The following is a 22,431-nucleotide window of genomic DNA, read 5'->3' as shown; positions in this document are numbered from 1 at the left end:
TCGAACCAATGGAACACGACGTACGCCCCTGGGGTGAGTACTGGGTCCTGGAAGATAAGGACTCTCATAAGGTAAAGCGCATTGAAGTAAAGCCCGGAGGCCGGTTGAGTTATCAATATCATCACCACCGGTCGGAAGTGTGGACTATTATTTCCGGAACCGCTACAGTTACCATAGAGGGAGAGACGCAAAAGCATGGTCCGGGAGTGGTTGTAAAAATAGATGTGTTAGCCAAACACCGCGTGGCCAACGAGGGGCAGGAGCCGCTCGTTATTATCGAAGTGCAGTTGGGAACTTATTTTGGAGAAGATGACATTATCCGGCTGGATGACGACTACGCCCGCGTCGATAAAAATTAAGAGCATATTGACCTTACGGCAACGAGGTATCAATTGTAGTAGTTTATGAATGTTATAGAAACAAAACTAAAGGACTGTTTTATCATAGAGCCTGCGGTTTATAATGATAGCAGAGGTTATTTCTTCGAGAGTTTTAACAGAGCCGGGTTTGAACGCTTAACGAAACAGAGCGGGGCGTTTGTTCAGGACAACCAATCCTCATCTGGTTACGGCGTCATTCGTGGGCTTCATTTCCAGCAGGGCGAATTTGCTCAAGCCAAGTTGATCCGCATACTTGAAGGAAAGGTGCTTGATGTGGCAGTTGACCTGCGTAAACATTCAGCTACCTATGGTCAGTGGATTGCCGAGGAGCTTTCGGCCGAAAATAAACGGCAGCTATATGTGCCACGGGGGTTTGCCCATGGTTTTTCAGTGTTAAGCCTCAATGCCGTGTTATTGTACAAGTGTGATAACGTTTATGATAAAAACGCGGAAGGCGGAATACGGTACGATGATCCGGTGCTGGGTATTGATTGGGGTATTCCAGTAACACAAAGGATATTGTCGGAAAAGGACCTCCACCTCCCTTTTGTTGAATTATGATCAGAGGGCATTTCAGAATAGAAACGCAAAGCTAAGACCATGTCGATAATTAATGTAATACTATCCGGAGGTGTCGGCAGCAGGTTATGGCCTTTGTCACGTAAGTCGAGGCCTAAGCAATATATTCCCATCTTTGATGACGCGAATACGCTTTTTCGTACGTGTGCGTTGCGCAATAGCAAGATCGCCGATCGTATCCTGATTGTGGGGAGTGTCGATAATTATGAGCTTTCCCGCCAGGAATTAAGGACCGCGTGCATCAGCAATTATGGTGAAATTATTGAAGCCGCTCCAAGGAATACGGCCGCATCGATTGCATTTGCTGCTCTTACTGTCGCGCCCGACGATATATTATTGGTTACGCCATCTGACCATATCATTAGTGGTAGCGACCTTTACGAAAAGGCCGTACATGATGCTGTGATGCTTGCACATGACGGTTATCTAGTCACTTTCGGCGCTACGCCGCAACACCCTGAAACAGGATACGGCTACATTGAGCACAATGAATTGTTTGATGTGATCGCCTTTAAAGAGAAGCCTGACCTTGAAACAGCGATAGCGTACGTAGCCGACGGAAAGTACCTCTGGAACAGCGGTATGTTTTGCTTCAAGGCTTCTGTTTATCTTGACGAGCTGAAAAAGCATGCGCCTGCGGTATTTGAAGCAGCCCGGAGAACTGTTGAGAAAGCAGATGGCGGGTTTCTGCCCGTGAAAGAAACTATGGAAATTCCTTCCATAAGCGTGGACTATGCGGTTATGGAACATTCAAAGATCATCAAAGTGATCCCCTTTCATTTTGAGTGGAGCGATCTGGGCTCATTTGATGCATTATGGGATTACCTGAACAAACATGGTATACAAAACAACAGTAAGAATCTCGTATTGGGATCAGACAAACACGTAGAATTCATCGGGATTGAGAATGCCATATTGGTTGAAACGGAAGATGCGATACTAATAGTATCACGGGATAGGGCGCAGGAAGTGAAAAATGTTTATGACCGGCTGGAAAAGGAAAAGCCTGAATTATTAAAATGACTCAATGATGAAAGGGATTGTATTGGCGGGAGGATCCGGTACACGGCTTTATCCCATCACGATGGGTATCAGCAAGCAGTTGATGCCCATATACGATAAGCCTATGATCTACTATCCGATATCGGTATTGATGATGGCAGGAATCAGTGAAATATTGATCATCACTACCCCGGAGGATCAGGCGGGTTTCATCAGGCTATTGGGAAACGGAAGCCAATGGGGTTGCCGTTTTGAATATGTGATCCAGGAAGAGCCGAATGGACTGGCGCAGGCTTTCGTGCTCGGAGCATCTTTTATCGGGAAGGATAAAGTGGCGCTGATTCTTGGCGATAATATTTTTTATGGAAGTGGGCTGGCCCGGTTATTGCAAGGACACTGTGATCCTGAGGGTGGTGTTATTTTTGCTTACCGGGTAAGTGATCCGGAGCGTTATGGTGTGGTTGAATTTGACGACCAACTCAAAGCAATATCTATCGAGGAAAAGCCGGAAAGTCCCCAATCCGATTATGCCGTACCGGGATTGTATTTTTATGATAATTCAGTGGTGGAAGTGGCCCGGCAGATACAGCCTTCGGCGCGCGGGGAATACGAGATCACCGATGTAAATAAGTATTATCTGGGGCAGGGCAAATTAAAAGTGGGCGTATTGGGAAGAGGCGTGGCCTGGCTCGATACCGGTACACACGATTCGCTGATGCAGGCGAGCCAGTTTGTACAGGTAATCGAAAACCGCCAGGGACTAAAGATCGGTTGTCCTGAAGAAATCGCTTATCGTATGGGCTTTATCGATAGAGATCAACTGGCAACGCTCGCAGAGCCATTAAAAAAGAGTGGTTACGGGACCTATTTAACGAACCTATTAAAGTAACATGTATCATGACGGCGAATCAAAGCTATCCGGAAAGAAATGTTGTCACCATGAAAGATTTGATATTAAATCTTAAGAAGTGGGCGTCGTACCTGCTCTCTAAATGGAAAATAATTATTGCTTTGATGATCATAGGTGCGGCCGCAGGTTTTTTTTATGCCAAAAGTAAAGCTTTCTTGTACAAGGCTGAAAGCACTTTCGTTTTGGATGAAGGAAAATCGGGGGGTAACGCTATGAGTGGCCTTGCTCTTTTGGGAATAGATGCCGGCAACGCTTCCGCCGGTCTCTTTTCCTCCACTAAGAATATTGTCTGGCTTTATAAAAGCAGGCTGATGTTGTTTCAGGCATTGGTTACACCGGTAAATTATAATGGCCAAAGGAGATTGCTGGTCGATATCTTTCTGGATGAAAGCGGGATAAGGAAAAAGAGCAAGCTTGGTACTGTTGCGATTAAAGAGAATGTACCGCTGGATAGTCTCAGTAAGGAACAAAGCAGCCTTATGCTTTCCTGCATAGAAATGCTCAAAGGCAATAAATATCTTGATATAAACGAAACAAGTAAAGCCGAAAATCTTATTACTGTTATCTTCAAGTCTAAAGACGAGCAGTTTTCAAAGCTATTTACAGAGGTATTGGTGAGCAAGGTAAACCAATATTATATCAAAACAAAAACGGAGAAAACGACCGAAGAGATAAAAGTATTGGAGAGTAAAGCAGACAGTGCACGGCTTATACTCAATTCGGGCATGTATCAGGTGGCTTCTTCTATTGAAGATGTACCCTATGCCAACCCCGCCAGGGCAACCCTGCGTGTGGCTCCAGAGCGGAAAAAGATAGACGTGGACGCAACAACGACGATGTACCTGGAACTTACCAAAAATCTTGAGACACGGCGAATGGCGCTGGCACAGGAAACACCTCTTATACAAATGGTAGATGGACCTGTTTACCCCCTGATAGTAATAAAGGCGTCTGGAATTCAATTTGCTATTATCGGCGCTGTTCTATTCTTATTATTTACGACTGCAATTCTTATGTTGCGAAAGTGGTATCAAAACATTATGAACACTTAAAGCACATTAAGAATATGCGCGATGACAAACATTGTCGACGCCGGAATCGCAACATATGAAGCATGCGGCAAAACAAAGATGCGCCAAATGTTATAGAATCCATTAAATGAACCAATCTCGAACCAACTAAAATAGATTCATGTCAAAAGTAGCGTTAATAACAGGTATCACAGGGCAGGATGGCGCTTATCTGGCCGAATTCCTGCTCAAAAAAGGATACGTTGTTCACGGGATCAAGAGAAGAAGCTCCCTGCTGAACACGGATCGTATCGACCATTTGTACGAAGATCCTCATGTGAACAATCGCCACCTGATCCTGCACTACGGCGACCTGGGCGATAGCACCAACCTGATCCGAATTATACAGGAGGTACAACCCGATGAGATCTATAACCTGGGCGCCATGAGCCACGTAAAGGTGAGCTTTGATACGCCGGAATATACGGCTAATGCCGATGGCATTGGTACACTGCGTATATTGGAAGCGGTAAGGCTATTGGGTCTTACTGAGAAAACAAGAATATACCAGGCTTCTACTTCAGAGCTGTATGGCCTGGTACAAGCTGTGCCGCAGAGTGAAAGCACGCCATTCTATCCCAGGTCGCCTTATGCGGTAGCCAAATTATATGCTTACTGGATCACGGTCAACTACAGGGAAGCGTATAATATGTTTGCCTGTAATGGTATTTTATTTAACCATGAAAGCCCGCTAAGGGGCGAAACCTTTGTTACACGCAAAATTACCCGGGCGGTATCGCAAATGGCACTGGGCCTGCAGGATAAGCTATACATCGGTAACCTTGATGCCAAAAGGGATTGGGGTCATGCGCGTGACTATGTAGAAGCCATGTGGCTGATACTGCAACAGGATAAGGCCGAAGACTATGTGATCGCAACAGGTGTTACCACTACCGTACGCGATTTTATTGCCATGGCATTTGCAGAAGTGGGTGTCACACTCGAATTTAAAGGAGCGGGCGCAGACGAAAAGGCCTATATCCAGGAATCTGCCGCAGGCTATGCCTTTACTCCCGGGCAGGAAGTGGTGTGTGTCGATCCCCGGTATTTCCGGCCTACAGAAGTAGACCTGCTGATCGGTGACCCTACAAAATCCAAAACCAGGCTGGGTTGGGAGCCTAAGTGTACTTTGCCGGAATTGGTGAAAGAAATGATGGCTTCCGATATCGATATCTTCAGGAAAGAGAAAATATTGAAAGAAGCAGGCTATGAGATCTTCCGTCAATACGAATAATGAGCGTCCGGTGCTTCTAAAATAAACAGTAATGCAACCTTCAGATAAAGTATATATAGCAGGACACAGGGGTATGGTAGGTAGCGCTATCCGCCGGAACCTGGAATCGGGAGGGTTTAACAACCTCGTGCTGAGAACCTCTGCCGAGCTGGATCTGCGCGATCAGCGGGCAGTGGCTGCTTTTTTTGAAGCGGAAAGGCCTGATTATGTTTTTCTGGCGGCGGCTAAAGTGGGTGGTATTGTAGCCAATAATACCTATCGTGCCGAATTCATTTATGAAAACCTGATGATCCAGAACAATGTGATCCATGAGGCTTACCGCAACCAGGTAAAAAAACTCATGTTCCTGGGATCGTCCTGTATTTACCCCAAGCTGGCCCCACAGCCGCTGAAGGAAGAATACCTTCTTACCGGTGAGCTGGAGCCGACCAATGAGCCCTATGCTATTGCCAAGATCGCGGGGATAAAGATGTGCGATGCCTACAGAAGCCAATATGGCTGTAACTTTGTGTCGGTAATGCCGACCAACCTTTATGGCCCCAACGATAACTATGACCTGCAAAGCTCACATGTGTTGCCGGCAATGCTGCGTAAATTTCATGAAGCCCGCGAGCAGCACCTTCCTGAAGTTACCCTTTGGGGTACCGGCTCACCGCTGCGCGAATTTTTGCATGCCGACGACATGGCAGATGCCTGTGTTTACCTGATGCAGCACTACAGCGAATCTGGTCTCGTCAATATTGGCGTAGGAGAAGATATCCCGATCAAGGACCTGGCGGAGATGATCAAACGTATAGTCGGTTATGAAGGCAATATTGTATGGGACCGCACCAAACCCGATGGCACACCCCGGAAGCTGATGGATGTGTCGAAACTGAATAGTCTGGGCTGGAAAGCAAGTACAAAGCTTGAAGAGGGTATACGTGAGGTGTATGCCGGTAAATTTTTAAATAATGTGTCAATACCCTGAACTAATGGGATTCGAGACGATCGTCGCCCGTAATGGTTCTTTTTTATAAATAAAATAAAAGCAGACAGCGTGTTTATGGCTAGCAAAATTGCCGTTATCGGTTTAGGTTACGTAGGCTTACCTCTTGCTATTGAATTTGGCAAGAAATATAAGGTGCTGGGTTTTGACATCAAGCAAAATCGCATTGAAGAACTTGCCAAAGGCGAAGACAGTACTTTGGAGGCCAATATCGACGACCTGAAACAGGTTACGGCGCAGGTAAGCGAAGATAAGGGACTCACATTTTCTTTTAACGTAGACGATCTCAAGGATTATAATGTCTATATCGTAACCGTACCCACACCCATTGATCAATTCAAAGCGCCGGATCTGATGCCGTTGATCAAAGCTTCCGAAATGCTGGGTAAAGTACTGAAGAAAGGCGATATCGTTATTTATGAATCCACTGTTTATCCCGGTTGTACCGAGGAAGACTGCGTGCCGGTGCTGGAGCGTTTTTCCGGCTTGAAGTTCAATGTCGATTTTTTCTGCGGCTATTCACCCGAAAGGATTAATCCCGGCGATAAGGTCAATACGCTGACCAAAATAAAAAAGGTTACTTCCGGCTCTACGCCCGAGATCGCCGATGTGGTGGACTCTCTTTATGCTTCTATCATTACCGCCGGTACCCATAAAGCACCCAGCCTTAAAGTGGCCGAAGCCTCGAAGGCGATTGAAAATGCACAACGTGATGTCAACATATCTTTCGTGAACGAGCTTTCACTCATTTTCGATCGTATAGGCATCGATACAACCGATGTGATCGAGGCTGCCGGTACCAAGTGGAATTTCCTGAAGTACAAGCCTGGATTGGTTGGCGGGCACTGTATTGGCGTAGATCCATACTATCTGGCGCATAAAGCCGAGTCTCTGGGATACCATCCGCAGGTGATCCTCTCGGGCAGAAGGGTAAACGACAATATGGGTATGTTTGTGGCCAACAAGGTCATTAAACTAATGATCAGAAAGGGACATAAGATTGCAGGCGCCCGTGCGTTGATACTGGGTATCACTTTTAAGGAAAACTGTCCCGATATCCGCAACTCCAGGGTAATTGATATTTATAACGAGCTGAAGCAATTCGAGCTCAACGTGGAGGTTTACGATCCTCATGCCAATAAACATGAGGTAGAGGAGGAATATGGGATTCGTCTTGCCGACCGGTTGGATAGCGCCTACGATGCGATCGTGCTGGCAGTAGCCCATAACGAATTCATCCAATTGGATTACACCAAAATACGGAACGGGAGCAATGCCGTCATCTTCGATACAAAAGCCTGTCTGGACCGTAGCCTGATCGATGCCCGCTTATAAACACTATTAATTTTTACTAATGAACATACAGATGGTTGACCTTAAAGGTCAGTACCAGCATATTAAAGAGGAGGTTGACTCCGCGATACAACAGGTGATCGATGCGACGGCCTTTATTAATGGTCCCCAGGTAAAGCAATTTTCCGACAATCTGGAACGCTATTTGGGTGCAAAACATGTGATCCCCTGTGCCAACGGAACCGATGCGCTCCAGATCGCGCTGATGGCCATGGGATTGCAACCCGGCGACGAGGTCGTTGTACCCTGCTTTACCTACGTGGCTACCGCCGAAGTGATCGCATTACTGCACTTGAAACCAGTAATGACCGAAGTAGATCCGCATACTTTTAATCTTACAGCGGAACTCTTCGAAAAAGCCATCACACCACGTACAAAAGCTGTGGTACCGGTACACCTGTTTGGCCAGTGTGCCGATATGGAGCCCATTCTTGAAGTAGCGCGGAAGCATAATATCTTTGTAATAGAAGATACGGCGCAAGCCATAGGGGCGGACTATACATTCTCTGATGGGACGGTGAAGAAAGCCGGTACTATGGGCGATATCGGCTGTACTTCCTTTTTTCCCTCCAAAAACCTGGGATGCTATGGTGACGGCGGCGCTTTGTTTACCAACGATACCGATCTCTTTCAGAAAATAAAGATGATCGCCAATCACGGACAGGCGGTCAAGTATCACCACGAAGTGGTAGGGGTCAACTCCCGCCTGGACACCATACAAGCTGTTGTCCTGGACATTAAGTTGAAGCATCTCGATAGCTATGCCCAAACCCGGAATAAGGCCGCTGCATATTACGATGAGGTCTTTGGCCAATTGGACTGGATCCGTGTTCCTGCAAGACAGACTAATTCGACGCATGTTTTTCACCAGTACACGTTGAAACTGGACGTTCCTGAAGACCGGGACGAGTTGAAGGCGCATCTGGAGAGGCAAAGGGTGCCGGCCATGGTATATTATCCTATTGCCTTACATTTGCAGCATGCATTTAAAACTGAGGCTTTTGGCCCCGGAGATTTTCCCATATCGGAAATGCTGTGCAGCCAGGTCATATCGCTGCCGATACACACAGAAATGACGGAGACGCAGTTGAATTTTATTATCGATGCTGTATTATCCTTCAAAAAACAGAAAACAGTAGCTTAAGATAAGATGCAGGATTTTTTTGTACATGAAACCGCAGTAATTGACGAGGGTTGCATCATCGGAAAAGATGCCAAGATCTGGCACTTTTCGCACATCATGCCCAAATGTGTTATTGGTGAAGCCTGCAATATTGGTCAAAACTGTGTTATTTTTCCCAATGTGGTGCTGGGCCGGAATGTAAAAGTCCAGAATAACGTTTCTATTTATGAAGGCGTTACCTGCGATGAGGATGTATTTCTGGGCCCTTCTATGGTGTTTACCAATGTAATCAATCCGAGGAGTGGTGTGAACCGTCGCGGACAATATGCGAAAACACATGTAGGGAAAGGCGCTTCCATAGGCGCCAATGCGACCATTGTCTGTGGCCACGATATAGGCGCCTTTGCTTTCATTGGTGCTGGGGCCGTTGTGACCAAAACGGTGCCTGCCTATGCCCTTGTAGTCGGCAATCCGGCGAAGCAGATCGGCTGGATGAGCGAATATGGCCACCGGCTGGAATTTGATGCCAGCCATAAAGCGATCTGTCCGGAAAGCGGGCAGGAATATGAGCTTGGGGAAAACGGTGTAACCCGGATAGCTTAGGGGTGGCATGATTATTGCGGTAGCGGACATAAAATATAAACTTACCTTGAAATAATGGTTGCTTCAGATCAAAAAGTAAAATTTGCCGTAGTTGGATGCGGTCACATTGGTAAAAGGCATGCGGAAATGGTAAAGCGCAATGCCGAAAGTGAGCTGGTAGCGTTGATTGATATTAAGGATAAAGGTCAGCTAGGTATTGAATCCTATGATGTTCCCTTCTTTAATTCTCTGGAAGCCTTCCTGGAATCGGGTATCGAGGCCGATGTGGTCAATATCGCGTCGCCCAACGGATTTCATGCACCGCAGGCGCTTGCCTGTCTCGAGGCAGGTAAGCACATCGTGATCGAAAAGCCGATGGCCCTGGGCAAAGCAGACGCCGAAAAAGTGATTTTTAAGGCCTTGCACATGCATAAGCAGGTATTTGCCGTAATGCAAAACCGCTATTCTCCGCCCAGCGTATGGATCAAGGACCTGATCGAAAGCGGCAAGCTGGGCCATATCTATATGGTACAGCTGAACTGCTACTGGAACCGCGACAACCGGTATTACAAGCCCGATAGCTGGCATGGTAAAAAAGACCTCGATGGTGGTACCTTGTTTACTCAGTTCTCACATTTCATCGACATCATGTACTGGCTGTTTGGCGATATCCAGAACATCCAGGGTAAGTTCAACGATTTCAACCATAAAGACCTTACCGACTTCGAAGACAGCGGTTTTGTAAGCTTTGACTTTGTCAATGGTGGTATGGGCAGTCTTAACTATTCTACCTCTGTGTGGAACCAGAACCTGGAAAGCTCTATGACCATTATTGCCGAGCTTGGCTCGGTAAAGATAGGCGGCCAATATATGGACAAAGTGGAATATTGTCATGTGAAAGACTATGAAATGCCGACACTGGCACCCACCAATCCCGGCAACGATTATGGCGCATACAAAGGATCGGCAGCCAATCATCATTATGTGATCGAAAATGTAGTTGATGTGCTGAAAGGCAGGGCCTCCATTACGACCAATGCGCTGGAGGGGCTGAAAGTGGTCGATATCATTGAAAAAGTATATGCCCTGAAATAACAAGCCGAACAGGTTTTTATTAAAATCAGAAATATCAACTAATGAGCTTAAGCGGAAAAAAAGTCCTGGTTACCGGCGCCGATGGTTTTATCGGTAGTCATCTTGTGGAAAGGCTGCTGGACGAGGGATGCAAGGTAAAGGCATTTTGTTACTATAATTCCTTCAATAGCTGGGGCTGGCTGGATAGCCTACCCCAGGATAAGCTGAAAAACATCGAAGTTTTCAGTGGCGATATACGCGATCCTAATGGTGTACGTACTGCTATGAAAGATTGCGAAGTTATTTTTCACCTGGCTGCGCTTATTGCCATCCCCTTCAGCTACCATTCGCCCGACTCCTACATAGATACGAATGTAAAAGGCACGTTGAATATAGTGCAGGCGGCAAAAGACCTGGGCGTACAACGGGTATTGGTCACCTCTACCTCTGAGGTATACGGAACCGCACAGTATGTGCCCATTGATGAATTGCATCCGCGCCAGCCGCAATCACCTTATTCTGCTTCGAAAATAGGGGCCGACTGCATTGCCGATTCTTTTTACCGCAGCTTCGACCTGCCGCTCACCATCGTGCGGCCTTTTAATACTTATGGACCGCGACAATCGGCCAGGGCAGTCATTCCGACTATAATAACCCAGTTGTTGAACGGGAAAACCGAGATCAAGCTGGGTGATACCACGCCTACACGCGACCTGCTTTTTGTAAAGGACACTGTGAACGGGTTCGTTGCGATCGCCAATAGCGATCAGCTGATCGGCCACGATTGCAATATTGCAACACAATCCGAGATATCGGTAGGAGATCTGGCTGCGGAACTTATAAGTCAGATCAACCCGGAAGCAAAGATCATAACGGAAGACGAGCGTTTACGCCCTGCCAAATCGGAAGTATTCCGGCTGTTCGGATCCAATAAAAAGATAAAAGAGCTTACCGATTGGAAGATGAATTATAGCCTGGCACAGGGACTGGCTGAAACCATCGAATGGTTCAGGCAACCCGAAAATATAAAACAGTACAAGGCCGACATTTATAACATTTGATACCATGCAACGCTTCCAGGAAGTTATTGATTTTATAAAGCAGCAGTTCCCCGGACAGGACTTCATACCGCTTCACGCTCCCCGTTTTGCCGGCAATGAAAAAAAATACTTGATGGATACCATCGATTCCACCTTTGTGTCGTCGGTGGGTGCTTATGTAAATCGCTTCGAGGAAATGATGACGGAGATCACCGGGGCAAAGTATTCTGTAGCCATTGTTAATGGCACCAATGCTTTGCATATGGCCATGCTGGTATGTGGCGTGCAGGCCGGCGACGAAGTGCTTTCGCAGGCATTGACCTTTATAGCTACTGCCAATGCCATCAGCTATATTGGCGCTCAACCCGTCTTTATCGACGTGGATAGGGATACCCTTGGTATGTCGCCCGAGGCGTTACAGCGCTTTTTGGATAGTAACGCTGAAAAAAGGGCTGATGGCTTTACGTATAATCGCACGACCGGAAAGAAAATCTCGGCCTGCATACCCATGCATACTTTTGGGCTGCCCTTGCGCATAGAAGAAATTGCTGAGATATGCGCTATATGGAATATTGTGCTGATCGAAGATGCCGCCGAATCGCTGGGCAGCTATATCGGAGACCGTCATACCGGTACTTATGGAAAGATAGGTACGTTCAGCTTCAATGGCAACAAAACCGTTACCTGTGGCGGTGGCGGCGCATTGGTTACTGACGATGAAGCGCTGGCCAGAAAAGCGAAGCACCTCACTACGCAGGCTAAAATGCCACACCGCTGGGCTTTTGTTCATGACGAAGTGGGATATAACTATCGCATGCCTAACCTGAATGCAGCCTTGGCTTGCGCCCAGCTGGAGCAGCTGCCGGGCTTCCTGGAAAACAAGAGGGAGCTGGCCGCATTATACAAGGACTTTTTTGCCACGCAAAAGATAACTTTTGTTGCCGGGCGAGAAGCTACAAAGGCCAACTACTGGCTTAACACTATTATATTAGATAGCCCGGAAGAGCGCGATGCCTTCCTGGAACAAAGCAATGATAACGGAGTAATGACCCGGCCGGTATGGGAGCTGATGAACAGATTGCCCATGTTTCAGCATTGCCAGCACGATAGCCTGGAACACAGCATATGGCTGGCAGATCGCATCGTTAATATTCCCAGTAGCGTGAGGAGCTAATCCGGATCGTAAGCGTGTTGCGGTTGCAGTGCGAGCAAGTATATCAATCAAACGGAGTAGAATCCCGGAAACAATAAGCCTGATGGCAAAAACTATTATCATAGCCGAAGCCGGTGTCAACCATAATGGCAGCCTTGACAATGCGTTCAGGCTGGTAGATGCTGCTGTGGCCGCCGGCGTGGACTATGTCAAGTTCCAGACGTTCAAAGCGGAACACCTGGTCGCTAAGTCAGCAAAAAAAGCGGAGTACCAGATCAGCAACACCGGTAACGCGGACGAAAGCCAGTTGCAGATGCTGAAAAAGCTGGAGCTGTCGGAAGCCCAACACGTGGCGCTAATGGACTATTGCCGCAGTAAAGGCATTCAATTTTTCTCCACGGCCTTCGACCTGGAATCTTTGGAGTACCTGAAGACAATAGGACTTGACCTGGTAAAGATCCCTTCCGGTGAGCTTACCAATCTCCCTTATCTGCGTAGGGCGGCACAACTCTTCGGGCAAGTGATCCTTTCTACCGGTATGGCCACCCTTGCAGAGATCGGGGAAGCCGTAGCCGTCTTTACCAAGGAAGGTATTCCGAAGGAACAAATTACCATCTTGCATTGCAATACAGAATACCCGACACCTATGCGGGATGTAAACCTTAAAGCCATGCTGCACATTCAGCAGGAGTTGGGAACGGCTGTGGGCTATTCGGATCATACCTTAGGTATAGAAATACCGGTGGCGGCTGTTGCTTTAGGGGCAGTGATTATAGAAAAACATTTTACACTGGACCAAAATATGGAAGGTCCCGATCATAAAGCGTCGCTGGAGCCTGATCAGCTTAAGGCGATGGTAACATCTATCCGTAATGTGGAAGCGGCAATAGGTGGTTCGGGTTATAAAGAGCCCTCTTCCTCAGAAATGAAAAATACCGGTATTGCACGCAAAAGCATTGTGGCCCGCGTAGACATAAAAAAAGGAGAGCTTTTTTCGGAAGCGAACATTACAACCAAGCGACCCGGTACTGGCATTTCGCCAATGTTGTGGGATACTGTGATCGGGCGGGTGGCGAAGAAAGATTTTAGTGTCGACGAGTTAATAACACTTTAAGTAAGCTGGAAAATATGGAATTACGAGATTACGTAAAGGGGGACGAGGCCAAGATATTTGAGCTCTTTGAGGCTTCATTCGGTAGGCCTATTTCGAAAGATTTCTGGAACTGGCGTTTTTTACAGAATCCGCTCAATCAGACCATGATAAAACTGATGTGGGACAATGATACTCTTGCAGGGCATTATGCCGTGTCTCCTGTGAGTCTTGATATGAACGGAGCACAAATATTGACAGGATTGTCGATGACGACAATGACTCATCCGCAGTACAGTGGAAGAGGCATCTTTTCACTTTTGGCCGAAGCGCTTTACGAAGAACAAAGGTCTCGCAACAAACTTGAAGCCGTTTGGGGATTTCCTAACAATAATTCTCACTACGCGTTTATTAAAAACCTTAGGTGGGCCAACATCGAGCAAATTCCTACCTTTTCTCTTCGTATTGAGAAGCTGAAAAAAACAGACCCTTCTGATGTCAGACTGGCTGACGCTTTCAATAAACAGAACCCAGCAGCAATTATTGATTCTACGAGTGGCTTTGACGTTAAAGTGAAAAAAACTGCCGATTATCTAAACTGGAGGTATGTGCAGCATCCGACAAATAAGTATAAAATTTTTCAAATGACCCTTGGTGGCCTGGAATATTTTGCAGTTACCAAGATCTTTCGCTCGTTCACAGATAGCAATCGTTTCGAGGTCGACCTTATTGAGTTATATTTCCCTCCCGTATATGACGCATTGCTTCAGCTGCTGAATGCGATAACTGATTTTTATAGTCAATATGCATTGTTACAGATCAATATGTGGCTTCCTGTTAATGATGAAAAGCATATTGTCCTTGAGAAAATAGGCTTTGTACTTAGTGGGCCGGTCACCTATTTTGGGATCAGGGTGTTGAATGAGCAGTATAAGGCGTTACGTGAAAATAGCCGGTGGTATTATTCTATGGGCGATTCAGATATATTTTAACCACTATGAAAAGGAAGATTATTGCTGTTACCGGAGCCAGGTCCGACTACGATCTGCTCTTTAAAGTATATGAACGTTTAAATACGGATGAACAATTTGATTTTTCATTAATTGTTACGGGACCACATCTGTCTGATAATTTTGGCCTCACTGTAAAGCAGGTCGAAGCTGATGGGTTTGAAATTGCAGGAAAGGTTTACAACTTGGTGGATTCCAATGAAAAAATCGGAAGGATCGTTTCTATAGGTTATCAGATACCCAATCTCGCCCATATCTTTATTAATGAAAGGCCTGATATTGTGCTGGTAGCGGGAGACAGGGAGGAAGCGATCACGGTAACAATGACTTGTGCCTATATGGATATACCTGTTGCGCATTTTTTTGGTGGCGACATTGCTAAAGACGGCAATATCGATAACTCTACAAGGTATGCAGCGAGCAAATTTGCACACATACATTTCCCCACACTTCCCGAGCATAAGACTACACTGTTAAAACTCGGGGAAGATGAATGGCGTATTTTTGTGGTGGGTAATCCTGCGCTGGACAGGTTAGTGAACCTGCCGGAAATGTCGCGGACGGATGCTACTATGAAAGTGAGCAATGGCAAGGATATTTCAGATTATTGTGTGCTCATCCAACATCCTATAATAACCCAGGTAGAACAGCAAGATGAACATATTCGAACGACCCTTGACGCTATACTGGAGACAGATCAATATTGTTTTATTAATTATCCAAATTCAGACGCAGGAAACGCTGCAATCATTTCAGCGTATAAAGAGTATACTTTGAGGTATCCACAGAGGTTTACTTTGTTTCAAAATCTTGACAGAATAACGTATATCAATCTTTTGCGTCATGCCCGATATCTGGTCGGCAATTCAAGTTCGGGTCTGGTTGAAGTCGCTTCGCTTGGGTTGCCGGCGATCAATATCGGGGAAAGGCAGCGAGACCGACTATGTGGAGATAACGTCGTTTTTGTTGGCAATAATAAAGATGACATTACCGCAGCCATATCTTTTGTTTTGAATGATGAGGCATTCCGGGAAAAAGTTGCTTTAAAAATTAATCCCTACGGGGATGGAAAATCTACCGAGAAAATAGTATCCGTACTAGCAAAAATTGAATTGGATAAAAAGCTTATATATAAAAATATAACTTATTGAGTATATGAAAAACGTTATCGTTATATCAGCTCATCCCGATGATGAGATAATAGGTGCCGGAGGAAGTATTTTAAAGCACGTCGCCATGGGTGATAATGTATTTTGGTTAATTGTTACCAACATTTCGGAATCCTCTGGCCAGTTCAAGAAGGAAAGGGTAGCCTCAAGACAGGAAGAAATAGAGAAGGTCGCACAGATGGTTGGAATTAAGAAAACATTCAAGCTGGAATATCCTACTATGTCATTATCCAGCAGCTCAATTATAAAGATGGTTCCCGAAATCTCGGCAATTTTTATGGAAACGCAGCCAGAAATAGTATACTGCCTTAACCGTTCCGATGCTCATTCTGACCACCGAATTACTTTTGACGCTGTAATGGCTTGTACGAAATCTTTTAGATATCCTTTTCTGAAACGAGTGCTTTTGTATGAATGTATTTCTGAAACCGAATTTGCGCCGGCTCTAGCTGAAAAAGTATTTTTGCCAAATTATTTTGTAGATATCTCTGCATATTTTAGCAGAAAGATAGAGATCCTGAGTGTTTATCAATCCGAGCTGGGTGAACACCCATTCCCAAGGAGCATTCGAAACATTGAAGCACTTGCAGTACACCGAGGGGCAATTGCAGGCGTGGAATATGCAGAGGCATTTCAATTGATTAAATACATAGATAAGTAATTTATTTTGTACGTTAATGCCTAAATTTTTTATAATGCCTGAAATGAATAATCATCTTATTCCTGAGACGCTTACGATAAAGGAGGCCTTGTCGATCATCGATGAGCAAGGGCTTATTGCTAATGTTCTTTTTGTGGTCAATCAGGAGCAGAAACTGGTAGGTGCATTAACAGACGGTGATATCAGGCGGGGATTGCTGAAAGGGATAGGGATTAATGAAACAGTAGACCAGGTCATGATGACCGACTTCAAATACCTGCAGCAAGATAATATTACACCGCAGGTGTTGGAATACTTCCGGAAAGAAGGCATATTTTTTGTGCCGGTAGTGGATAGCAATTTTGCTCTTATCGAAATACTGAATCTTTATAAGTATAAATTTACTCTGCCCGTCGATGTGGTGCTTATGGCCGGCGGCAAAGGACAGCGTTTGCTGCCGCTTACGCAAAATACGCCAAAGCCATTACTGAAGATCGGGGAAAAGCCGATCATCGAACACAATGTGGACCGCCTGGCCGCTCATGGCGTATGCAATATTTACCTGAGTATAAATTATCTGGGGGATCAGCTGGTTAACCATTTTGGTGATGGGGCTTCCCGAGAGTTGAGTATACGTTATATCCGGGAAGAGAAACCATTGGGTACCATCGGTTCTGTGAAGCTCGTAGAAGATTTTGAGAACGACGTGATCTTGATCATGAATTCCGATCTGCTGACCACAATCGATTTCTACGAATTCTATACGGAATTTAAAGGCCAGGACGCCGATATGGCAATAGCCGCTACGAGCTATCATGTCGATATTCCCTATGCTGTGATGGAAGTAGATGGTGACAATACTACGGTCCGGTCGCTAAAAGAAAAGCCTCGCTATACCTATTATTCCAGTGCAGGAATTTACCTGATGAAAAGGAGTATGGTCGCGCACATTCCCGATTCTTTTTTTGATGTGACCGATCTTATCGAAACGTTGATAGGCATGAAGAAAAAGGTGATCAGTTTCCCTATACTTGGTTATTGGCTCGATATTGGGAAACATGAAGACTACCGCAAAGCGCAGGAAGATATCAAACACTTAAAGCTGTAACATTGAAAATATTATTTATCATCCCGGCAAGGGGCGGATCCAAGGGCATTCCCGGCAAGAATATAAAGCCGCTGAATGGAAAGCCGCTGTTGCATTACAGCCTGCAGTATGCACGGCAGTTCGCCGGCGATGAAGACATTTGCCTGAGCACCGATGATAAGAACATTGCGGAATGCGCCGGGCTGATAGGCTATGAGATACCCTTTATGCGCCCAAAGGAACTTGCCACAGATACCGTTGGCAGCTATGGCGTGCTACAGCATGCGTTGGGATTTTACCAAGATAGAGGCAACAACTATGATGCTGTAGTGCTGCTGCAGCCCACCTCGCCCTTCCGGGAGCGGAGGCACTTGGAGGAAGCGCTTGGCCTATTTCATTACGAACTGGATATGGTCGTTTCTGTAACCGAATCGGCGCTAAATCCCTATTATAATCTTTTTGAAGAGCAGGAAAATGGACTGTTGCGGATTGCTAAAGGTACGGGCGACTATGTGCGCAGACAGGATGTACCGGCGGTTTACGCCTATAATGGTGCTATATATGTTATCAATGCCGACAGCCTGAGGGCAAAGGCAAGTCTTAGTGCTTTTTCCGCTATTAGGAAATATGTGATGGACCAAAGATACGCGGTTGATCTGGATGTTCCGGCAGATTGGGCCTATGCAGAATTTTTAAGTAAAAGTAACCACAATGAAAACAGTTAGAATCATCCCAAGGTTAGATATCAAGGGGCCAAACCTGGTAAAGGGAATACACCTTGAAGGGTTACGGGTACTAGGCAGGCCTGCCGATTTTGCTCAGTATTATTATAATCAGGGAGCTGACGAGATTGTGTTCATGGATGTGGTCGCCTCCCTATACGAAAGGAATGGTCTGCAGGAAATTGTCAAGGAGACTGCAAAAAGCATTTTTATTCCCATCACGGTCGGCGGCGGCATAAGAACGCTTCAGGATATAACGACCATGCTTAAGGCTGGAGCGGATAAGGTTTCGATAAATACTGCTGCCATAAAAAATCCTCAGTTTATTAAGGAGGCCTCAAGAGAGTTCGGATCATCAACCATAGTCGTTGCAATTGAGGCTATAAAAGATGGAGATCAATATTTTGCCTTTACAGATAATGGAAGGGAATATACCGGGGTAGAGGTTGTTGAGTGGGCTAAGAAGGTAGAAGATTTAGGTGCAGGGGAAATTATTCTGACTTCGGTCGATTATGAAGGGACAGGAAAAGGGTTTGATCAACGGCTGATTCAACAGGTTGCTGATGGAATTTCAATACCGCTCATCGTACATGGTGGCGCCGGTAGTATTGAAGATGTTGAAAATTTGTTATTTAATGGGAGCACGGATGCCGTATGCCTGGCTTCCGTATTGCATTACGATGCCATTAAACACTTGCGATCGGATATGAACGACAGGGCTGAAGGAAATATTGACTTTCTACTCAGCGGAAGGTCATTTATGAAGTTCAAACCTTTCAACCTTGTTGAATTGAAAGAACATTTACATACTAACAATATTTATTGCCGATAGCTGATGAAAAAGAGCGTTGTTATTATAGATTACGGTTTGGGTAATATTTACAGTATTGATCAGGCCTGTCGCCATGTAGGGTATACGCCGATACTAACTTCAGATAAAGATGAAATTCTGGGGGCTGATTCCGTTATATTGCCGGGAGTAGGCGCTTTTCCTGTGGCCATGGAACGGTTGAAGTCAAAAGGATTAACTGAAGTGGTAAAGACCTATGCGGCGCAAGAGAAGCCTCTAATGGGCGTTTGTCTCGGTATGCAGCTATTGCTGAATACCAGTGAAGAGTTTGGTGAATGTGAAGGGCTTGGTATAATCGAAGGTAATGTAAAGCGATTCCCGAAAGTCTGGAAAGATAACAAGCTTAAAATACCACATATAGGTTGGAATAAGATATTTACCAGGCAGGAGCCACTTGCAGGCGGGCCCTTTGATGACATATTGAATGATTTATTTATGTATTTTGTTCATTCTTATTATGTTGAAACTGATTCTGAAGAGAATGTTCTGACCTATACTTATTATGAAGACTTTAAATTCTGTTCCGCAATACAAAAAAAGAATATCTTTGGATTCCAGTTTCACCCTGAAAAAAGTGGAGAACAAGGACTGAGTTTATACGAAAAATTTTTAAGTATTTAAATAAGATAAATGGAACACAAAAACACGAAACAAAGATACAATTTACCGGATGAGGTTGTCTTTTGTAAAAAATGTACGATATCAAATCAAAGGCCCAGGATCACTTTTGATGAAAATGGTATTTGTTCGGCATGTAATTTTGCTGAGTTTAAAAAAAATAAAATAGATTGGACCGAGCGCGAAAAAGAGTTAATGGCTTTGCTTGATCGCTTCAGAAGAGATGATGGGCGGTATGATGTAGTCGTTCCCTGTAGTGGCGGTAAAGATGCGGCTTACATTGCGCACGAATTGAAGCATAAGTATGGAATGAATCCGCTTACAGTTACCTGGGCACCACATCTATACACCGATATCGGTTTTCAGAACTTGCATAATATGATTAGGGTTGGTGATTTGGCCAATATTCTAGGAACACCTCCTGGAAAAACACATAAAAAGCTGACCAAGCTTTTTTTTGAGATCCTTGGTGATCCGTTTCAACCCTTTATTTACGGGCAAGCCAATTTCCCTTTGCAAGTAGCCGTACAGCACCAGATTCCTTTGATTATGTATGGCGAAAATGGAGAAGTAGAATATGGCGGAGATATGAAAAATGCGTTCAAGCCTACCAGGGATTATAAATCAGATCAGAAGACACACTATTTTTCCGGGGTTGGGCCTGAAGATTTGATTAAATATGGTGTCAGTGAAAAGGATCTGGTGCCTTACATGCCGCCGGCCGATGATGCACTAGACGCATTGAAAACTGAAATCCATTTCTATGGCTACTACAAAAAATGGGTACCACAGGAAAATTATTACTATTGTGTAGAAAACACAGGTTTCCAGGCTAACCCAGTAAGGAGTGAAGGCACCTATTCAAAATATGCATCGCTTGATGACAAAATTGACGGCTTTCATTACTACCTAGCCCATATTAAATTTGGTTTAGGACGCTGTACATCTGATACTGCGCATGAGATTCGAGACGGACATATTACGCGGGAAGAGGGTGTTGCATTGGTTAATAAATTTGATGGTGAATTCCCCGCTAAATATTTTCAGACTTTCCTGGAATATTGTGATATTACCGAAGAATATTTCTGGGAAGTGATCGATAGTTGGAGGGCAGAGCACCTTTGGACCCGCGTTGATGGTGAGTGGAAATTACGCCATAAAATAAGTGACGGCAAAGTAAGTGATCAAGTTGCATAAATTTTTGAAATTATAAAAATTGTTGCCGGGAACAGCTATGCTCTGTTCCCGGCATTCAATATTGAATACAGCGCATGAAGAAATTGTCTTTCGCCGATGCACCGCGTATTTTATCTGCTTTTGAAAAAGATCATTACGATTTATTGAAAGAGATGAATGCAGAGGGATGGAATTTGTGGCAGGTCTGTAAAATACCTTTATTTTACAAGCTTATAGCAGCAACATCCGGCTCTGGTGAGAGGAATAAAGGCAATAGCAGCCATATAGCAGGTTTGCTCAAAACCCTGCCTCGTACCTTGCGCTATGCGGCTAAGAAAAACAGGATCTTATTTTTGGCCAACACGGCAGATAAGCTTTCTAAGAATGAAGAGGGCATTTATTACAATTCTATTATTGATCCTATTCTCGATCTTAAAGTATTGCCGGATCCGGTGCTTATCGAGCAGCCTTCACCCCAAGGTTTCTTAATGCCGGCTCGTTACCCCTGGCATATTAACCGTCAGGTGCTCTATTATTATGCCGCGTTGAAGCAGAAGTGTCACCCCCGGAAGATAACGGTTAATACGGAAATGACTACCCGCCTATCGGGACTGGTGAATGACTTCTTTCTTCGAAACGGTTATATCGACGAGATAAAACCGGGTTTTATAGCGGACGTGCTGGCACTTTTTCTACGTGAAAAGCAATTCTTTTTTTCGTTTTTCAAAAAAAGACTTCCGCCTTTTGTTCTGGGGTCTGAGTGCATGGGTAGTGGAATAATGGCGGCAGCCCTGGAGCTCAATATTCCTTTTATTGAATTGCAGCATGGTTCCATTGATCAGCATTACCCTCCCTATATCTGGGATAGGCGTTTTCTTGAAGCATCTCGTATTATGAAGCCCACACAGCTCTGGGTTTTTGGTACATTGGCCAAGGAGATCATTCTGGCTACCGGTTTTTTCAAAGAGAAGGAAATCATACCGGTCGGCTACAAAAAGATTGACGATATGCGTGCGAAGGCGGAAGATGCTCTCGATAAGAAAGAGCTTTCGAACCAGCTTTTGGTTGTGATCCAGCCGATGATGCACGAGTTTAATAAAGCCTTAATTACGCACCTGCTGTCTTTAAAGACAGCAGGTGCCAAAATACTGTTTAAGGCCCACCCGCTCCAGCCGGTGGCGGAGCTATCCGAATATGAAGCGATGATGCAGGGCCGGGGAATCAGAATTGTAGACAAATCAGAAAATATTCATCAGTTGATCAGGAGCAGCGATCTTGTGGTGGGCTATGTCACTACCTGTCTGGAAGAAGCTTTGACTTTGGGTAAGCCCTCAATAACCATAACAACCCCTGAGCTTCCAGCTGGTCTGCACAGCATGACAGGGATTGATCATCTTAAAGATGTGATCAAGATGGTGCCAATGGAGCAGATGGGACCGGAGATCGCCCGCTTTTATGATGACCCTGTGTACAGACAGGCCTGGCAGGAGCAGGTTCAGTACAAAAAGAATGACATATATAATGTCGGCTATGGTAAAAATATAGCAACTGCGATAGCTTTGCTACATCAAAAGGGATAAC

The 22,431-nt window shown here is 45.2% G+C and carries 23 protein-coding genes; all 23 read left to right on the top strand.

Annotation, left to right across the window (positions count from 1 at the left end; translation table 11 throughout):
• Positions 1–8: 8 nt before the first annotated feature.
• The 23 genes from DZK30_RS08795 to DZK30_RS08685 all read left to right on the top strand — a co-directional run bounded on the left by DZK30_RS08795 (position 9) and on the right by DZK30_RS08685 (position 22,430).
• Positions 9–359, top strand: a complete 351-nt coding sequence (locus DZK30_RS08795; RefSeq protein WP_118973756.1) for a phosphomannose isomerase type II C-terminal cupin domain — start codon at positions 9–11, stop codon at positions 357–359.
• A 45-nt stretch (positions 360–404) separates the two neighbouring features.
• Positions 405–941: a dTDP-4-dehydrorhamnose 3,5-epimerase gene (gene rfbC, locus DZK30_RS08790; RefSeq protein WP_118973755.1), complete on the top strand. Its 537-nt coding sequence runs from the start codon at positions 405–407 to the stop codon at positions 939–941.
• A 39-nt stretch (positions 942–980) separates the two neighbouring features.
• On the top strand, positions 981–1,982 hold the full coding sequence (locus tag DZK30_RS08785; RefSeq protein WP_118973754.1) for a mannose-1-phosphate guanylyltransferase: 1,002 nt from the start codon (positions 981–983) through the stop codon (positions 1,980–1,982).
• 4 nt (positions 1,983–1,986) lie between these two features.
• On the top strand, positions 1,987–2,850 hold the full coding sequence (gene rfbA / locus DZK30_RS08780; RefSeq protein WP_449451940.1) for a glucose-1-phosphate thymidylyltransferase RfbA: 864 nt from the start codon (positions 1,987–1,989) through the stop codon (positions 2,848–2,850).
• Positions 2,851–2,858: 8 nt separating this feature from the next.
• Positions 2,859–3,923 (top strand): hypothetical protein, encoded by a 1,065-nt coding sequence (locus tag DZK30_RS08775; protein ID WP_118973752.1) that lies wholly within the window; start codon positions 2,859–2,861, stop codon positions 3,921–3,923.
• Positions 3,924–4,062: 139 nt separating this feature from the next.
• On the top strand, positions 4,063–5,175 hold the full coding sequence (gene gmd, locus DZK30_RS08770; protein ID WP_118973751.1) for a GDP-mannose 4,6-dehydratase: 1,113 nt from the start codon (positions 4,063–4,065) through the stop codon (positions 5,173–5,175).
• Positions 5,176–5,206: 31 nt separating this feature from the next.
• Entirely contained in the window at positions 5,207–6,145 is a 939-nt protein-coding gene (fcl, locus tag DZK30_RS08765; protein ID WP_118973750.1) for a GDP-L-fucose synthase, read from the top strand.
• A gap of 75 nt (positions 6,146–6,220) precedes the next feature.
• Positions 6,221–7,498, top strand: coding sequence for a nucleotide sugar dehydrogenase (locus DZK30_RS08760; protein WP_118973749.1), 1,278 nt, complete (start codon positions 6,221–6,223; stop codon positions 7,496–7,498).
• 19 nt (positions 7,499–7,517) lie between these two features.
• A complete protein-coding gene (locus tag DZK30_RS08755) occupies positions 7,518–8,660 on the top strand; it encodes a DegT/DnrJ/EryC1/StrS family aminotransferase (protein WP_118973748.1) in 1,143 nt (380 codons plus the stop codon).
• A 6-nt stretch (positions 8,661–8,666) separates the two neighbouring features.
• The gene (locus DZK30_RS08750; protein WP_118973747.1) at positions 8,667–9,242 is read left to right on the top strand and encodes an acyltransferase; all 576 of its coding nucleotides are present in this window, start codon (positions 8,667–8,669) and stop codon (positions 9,240–9,242) included.
• Positions 9,243–9,296: 54 nt separating this feature from the next.
• Entirely contained in the window at positions 9,297–10,316 is a 1,020-nt protein-coding gene (locus DZK30_RS08745; RefSeq protein ID WP_118973746.1) for a Gfo/Idh/MocA family protein, read from the top strand.
• A gap of 41 nt (positions 10,317–10,357) precedes the next feature.
• Positions 10,358–11,356 carry an NAD-dependent 4,6-dehydratase LegB gene (locus tag DZK30_RS08740; RefSeq protein ID WP_118973745.1) on the top strand — a complete coding sequence of 333 codons (999 nt, stop codon included), beginning with the start codon at positions 10,358–10,360 and terminating at the stop codon, positions 11,354–11,356.
• A gap of 4 nt (positions 11,357–11,360) precedes the next feature.
• Positions 11,361–12,509, top strand: coding sequence for a LegC family aminotransferase (locus DZK30_RS08735; protein WP_118973744.1), 1,149 nt, complete (start codon positions 11,361–11,363; stop codon positions 12,507–12,509).
• An 82-nt stretch (positions 12,510–12,591) separates the two neighbouring features.
• A complete protein-coding gene (gene neuB, locus DZK30_RS08730; protein WP_118973743.1) occupies positions 12,592–13,602 on the top strand; it encodes an N-acetylneuraminate synthase in 1,011 nt (336 codons plus the stop codon).
• A 14-nt stretch (positions 13,603–13,616) separates the two neighbouring features.
• Entirely contained in the window at positions 13,617–14,570 is a 954-nt protein-coding gene (locus DZK30_RS08725; protein WP_118973742.1) for a GNAT family N-acetyltransferase, read from the top strand.
• Positions 14,571–14,575: 5 nt separating this feature from the next.
• Complete coding sequence (neuC, locus tag DZK30_RS08720; protein ID WP_118973741.1) at positions 14,576–15,739, top strand: UDP-N-acetylglucosamine 2-epimerase; 1,164 nt, start codon at positions 14,576–14,578, stop codon at positions 15,737–15,739.
• 4 nt (positions 15,740–15,743) lie between these two features.
• Complete coding sequence (locus DZK30_RS08715) at positions 15,744–16,418, top strand: PIG-L deacetylase family protein (protein ID WP_118973740.1); 675 nt, start codon at positions 15,744–15,746, stop codon at positions 16,416–16,418.
• A 43-nt stretch (positions 16,419–16,461) separates the two neighbouring features.
• A complete protein-coding gene (locus DZK30_RS08710; RefSeq protein WP_205529395.1) occupies positions 16,462–17,505 on the top strand; it encodes a nucleotidyltransferase family protein in 1,044 nt (347 codons plus the stop codon).
• A gap of 2 nt (positions 17,506–17,507) precedes the next feature.
• A complete protein-coding gene (locus DZK30_RS08705; RefSeq protein ID WP_118973738.1) occupies positions 17,508–18,209 on the top strand; it encodes an acylneuraminate cytidylyltransferase family protein in 702 nt (233 codons plus the stop codon).
• The gene (hisF, locus tag DZK30_RS08700) at positions 18,196–19,038 is read left to right on the top strand and encodes an imidazole glycerol phosphate synthase subunit HisF (protein WP_118973737.1); all 843 of its coding nucleotides are present in this window, start codon (positions 18,196–18,198) and stop codon (positions 19,036–19,038) included. Before DZK30_RS08705 ends, hisF begins: the two co-directional genes overlap by 14 nt.
• A 3-nt stretch (positions 19,039–19,041) precedes the next feature.
• Positions 19,042–19,677: an imidazole glycerol phosphate synthase subunit HisH gene (gene hisH / locus DZK30_RS08695; protein WP_118973736.1), complete on the top strand. Its 636-nt coding sequence runs from the start codon at positions 19,042–19,044 to the stop codon at positions 19,675–19,677.
• 9 nt (positions 19,678–19,686) lie between these two features.
• A complete protein-coding gene (locus DZK30_RS08690; RefSeq protein ID WP_118973735.1) occupies positions 19,687–20,871 on the top strand; it encodes an N-acetyl sugar amidotransferase in 1,185 nt (394 codons plus the stop codon).
• Between the two features lie 74 nt (positions 20,872–20,945).
• Positions 20,946–22,430, top strand: a complete 1,485-nt coding sequence (locus DZK30_RS08685) for a glycosyltransferase family protein (RefSeq protein WP_118973734.1) — start codon at positions 20,946–20,948, stop codon at positions 22,428–22,430.
• The last annotated feature ends 1 nt before the right edge of the window (position 22,431 follow it).

This window comes from Taibaiella koreensis, from assembly GCF_003545715.1.
Classification (GTDB): domain Bacteria; phylum Bacteroidota; class Bacteroidia; order Chitinophagales; family Chitinophagaceae; genus Taibaiella; species Taibaiella koreensis.
This window is presented reverse-complemented; position numbering and strand designations above follow the sequence as displayed.

Coding starts and splice junctions, on each gene's coding strand:
- neuB (WP_118973743.1), top strand. CDS start 12,592: ATGGCAAAAACTATTATCATAGCCGAAGCCGGTGTCAACCATAATGGC.
- DZK30_RS08745 (WP_118973746.1), top strand. CDS start 9,297: ATGGTTGCTTCAGATCAAAAAGTAAAATTTGCCGTAGTTGGATGCGGT.
- rfbC (WP_118973755.1), top strand. CDS start 405: ATGAATGTTATAGAAACAAAACTAAAGGACTGTTTTATCATAGAGCCT.
- neuC (WP_118973741.1), top strand. CDS start 14,576: ATGAAAAGGAAGATTATTGCTGTTACCGGAGCCAGGTCCGACTACGAT.
- DZK30_RS08760 (WP_118973749.1), top strand. CDS start 6,221: ATGGCTAGCAAAATTGCCGTTATCGGTTTAGGTTACGTAGGCTTACCT.
- DZK30_RS08710 (WP_205529395.1), top strand. CDS start 16,462: ATGAATAATCATCTTATTCCTGAGACGCTTACGATAAAGGAGGCCTTG.
- DZK30_RS08775 (WP_118973752.1), top strand. CDS start 2,859: ATGACGGCGAATCAAAGCTATCCGGAAAGAAATGTTGTCACCATGAAA.
- gmd (WP_118973751.1), top strand. CDS start 4,063: ATGTCAAAAGTAGCGTTAATAACAGGTATCACAGGGCAGGATGGCGCT.
- DZK30_RS08750 (WP_118973747.1), top strand. CDS start 8,667: ATGCAGGATTTTTTTGTACATGAAACCGCAGTAATTGACGAGGGTTGC.
- DZK30_RS08715 (WP_118973740.1), top strand. CDS start 15,744: ATGAAAAACGTTATCGTTATATCAGCTCATCCCGATGATGAGATAATA.
- DZK30_RS08795 (WP_118973756.1), top strand. CDS start 9: ATGGAACACGACGTACGCCCCTGGGGTGAGTACTGGGTCCTGGAAGAT.
- hisH (WP_118973736.1), top strand. CDS start 19,042: ATGAAAAAGAGCGTTGTTATTATAGATTACGGTTTGGGTAATATTTAC.
- DZK30_RS08755 (WP_118973748.1), top strand. CDS start 7,518: ATGAACATACAGATGGTTGACCTTAAAGGTCAGTACCAGCATATTAAA.
- DZK30_RS08685 (WP_118973734.1), top strand. CDS start 20,946: ATGAAGAAATTGTCTTTCGCCGATGCACCGCGTATTTTATCTGCTTTT.
- DZK30_RS08735 (WP_118973744.1), top strand. CDS start 11,361: ATGCAACGCTTCCAGGAAGTTATTGATTTTATAAAGCAGCAGTTCCCC.
- fcl (WP_118973750.1), top strand. CDS start 5,207: ATGCAACCTTCAGATAAAGTATATATAGCAGGACACAGGGGTATGGTA.
- hisF (WP_118973737.1), top strand. CDS start 18,196: ATGAAAACAGTTAGAATCATCCCAAGGTTAGATATCAAGGGGCCAAAC.
- DZK30_RS08740 (WP_118973745.1), top strand. CDS start 10,358: ATGAGCTTAAGCGGAAAAAAAGTCCTGGTTACCGGCGCCGATGGTTTT.
- DZK30_RS08785 (WP_118973754.1), top strand. CDS start 981: ATGTCGATAATTAATGTAATACTATCCGGAGGTGTCGGCAGCAGGTTA.
- DZK30_RS08725 (WP_118973742.1), top strand. CDS start 13,617: ATGGAATTACGAGATTACGTAAAGGGGGACGAGGCCAAGATATTTGAG.
- DZK30_RS08690 (WP_118973735.1), top strand. CDS start 19,687: ATGGAACACAAAAACACGAAACAAAGATACAATTTACCGGATGAGGTT.
- rfbA (WP_449451940.1), top strand. CDS start 1,987: ATGATGAAAGGGATTGTATTGGCGGGAGGATCCGGTACACGGCTTTAT.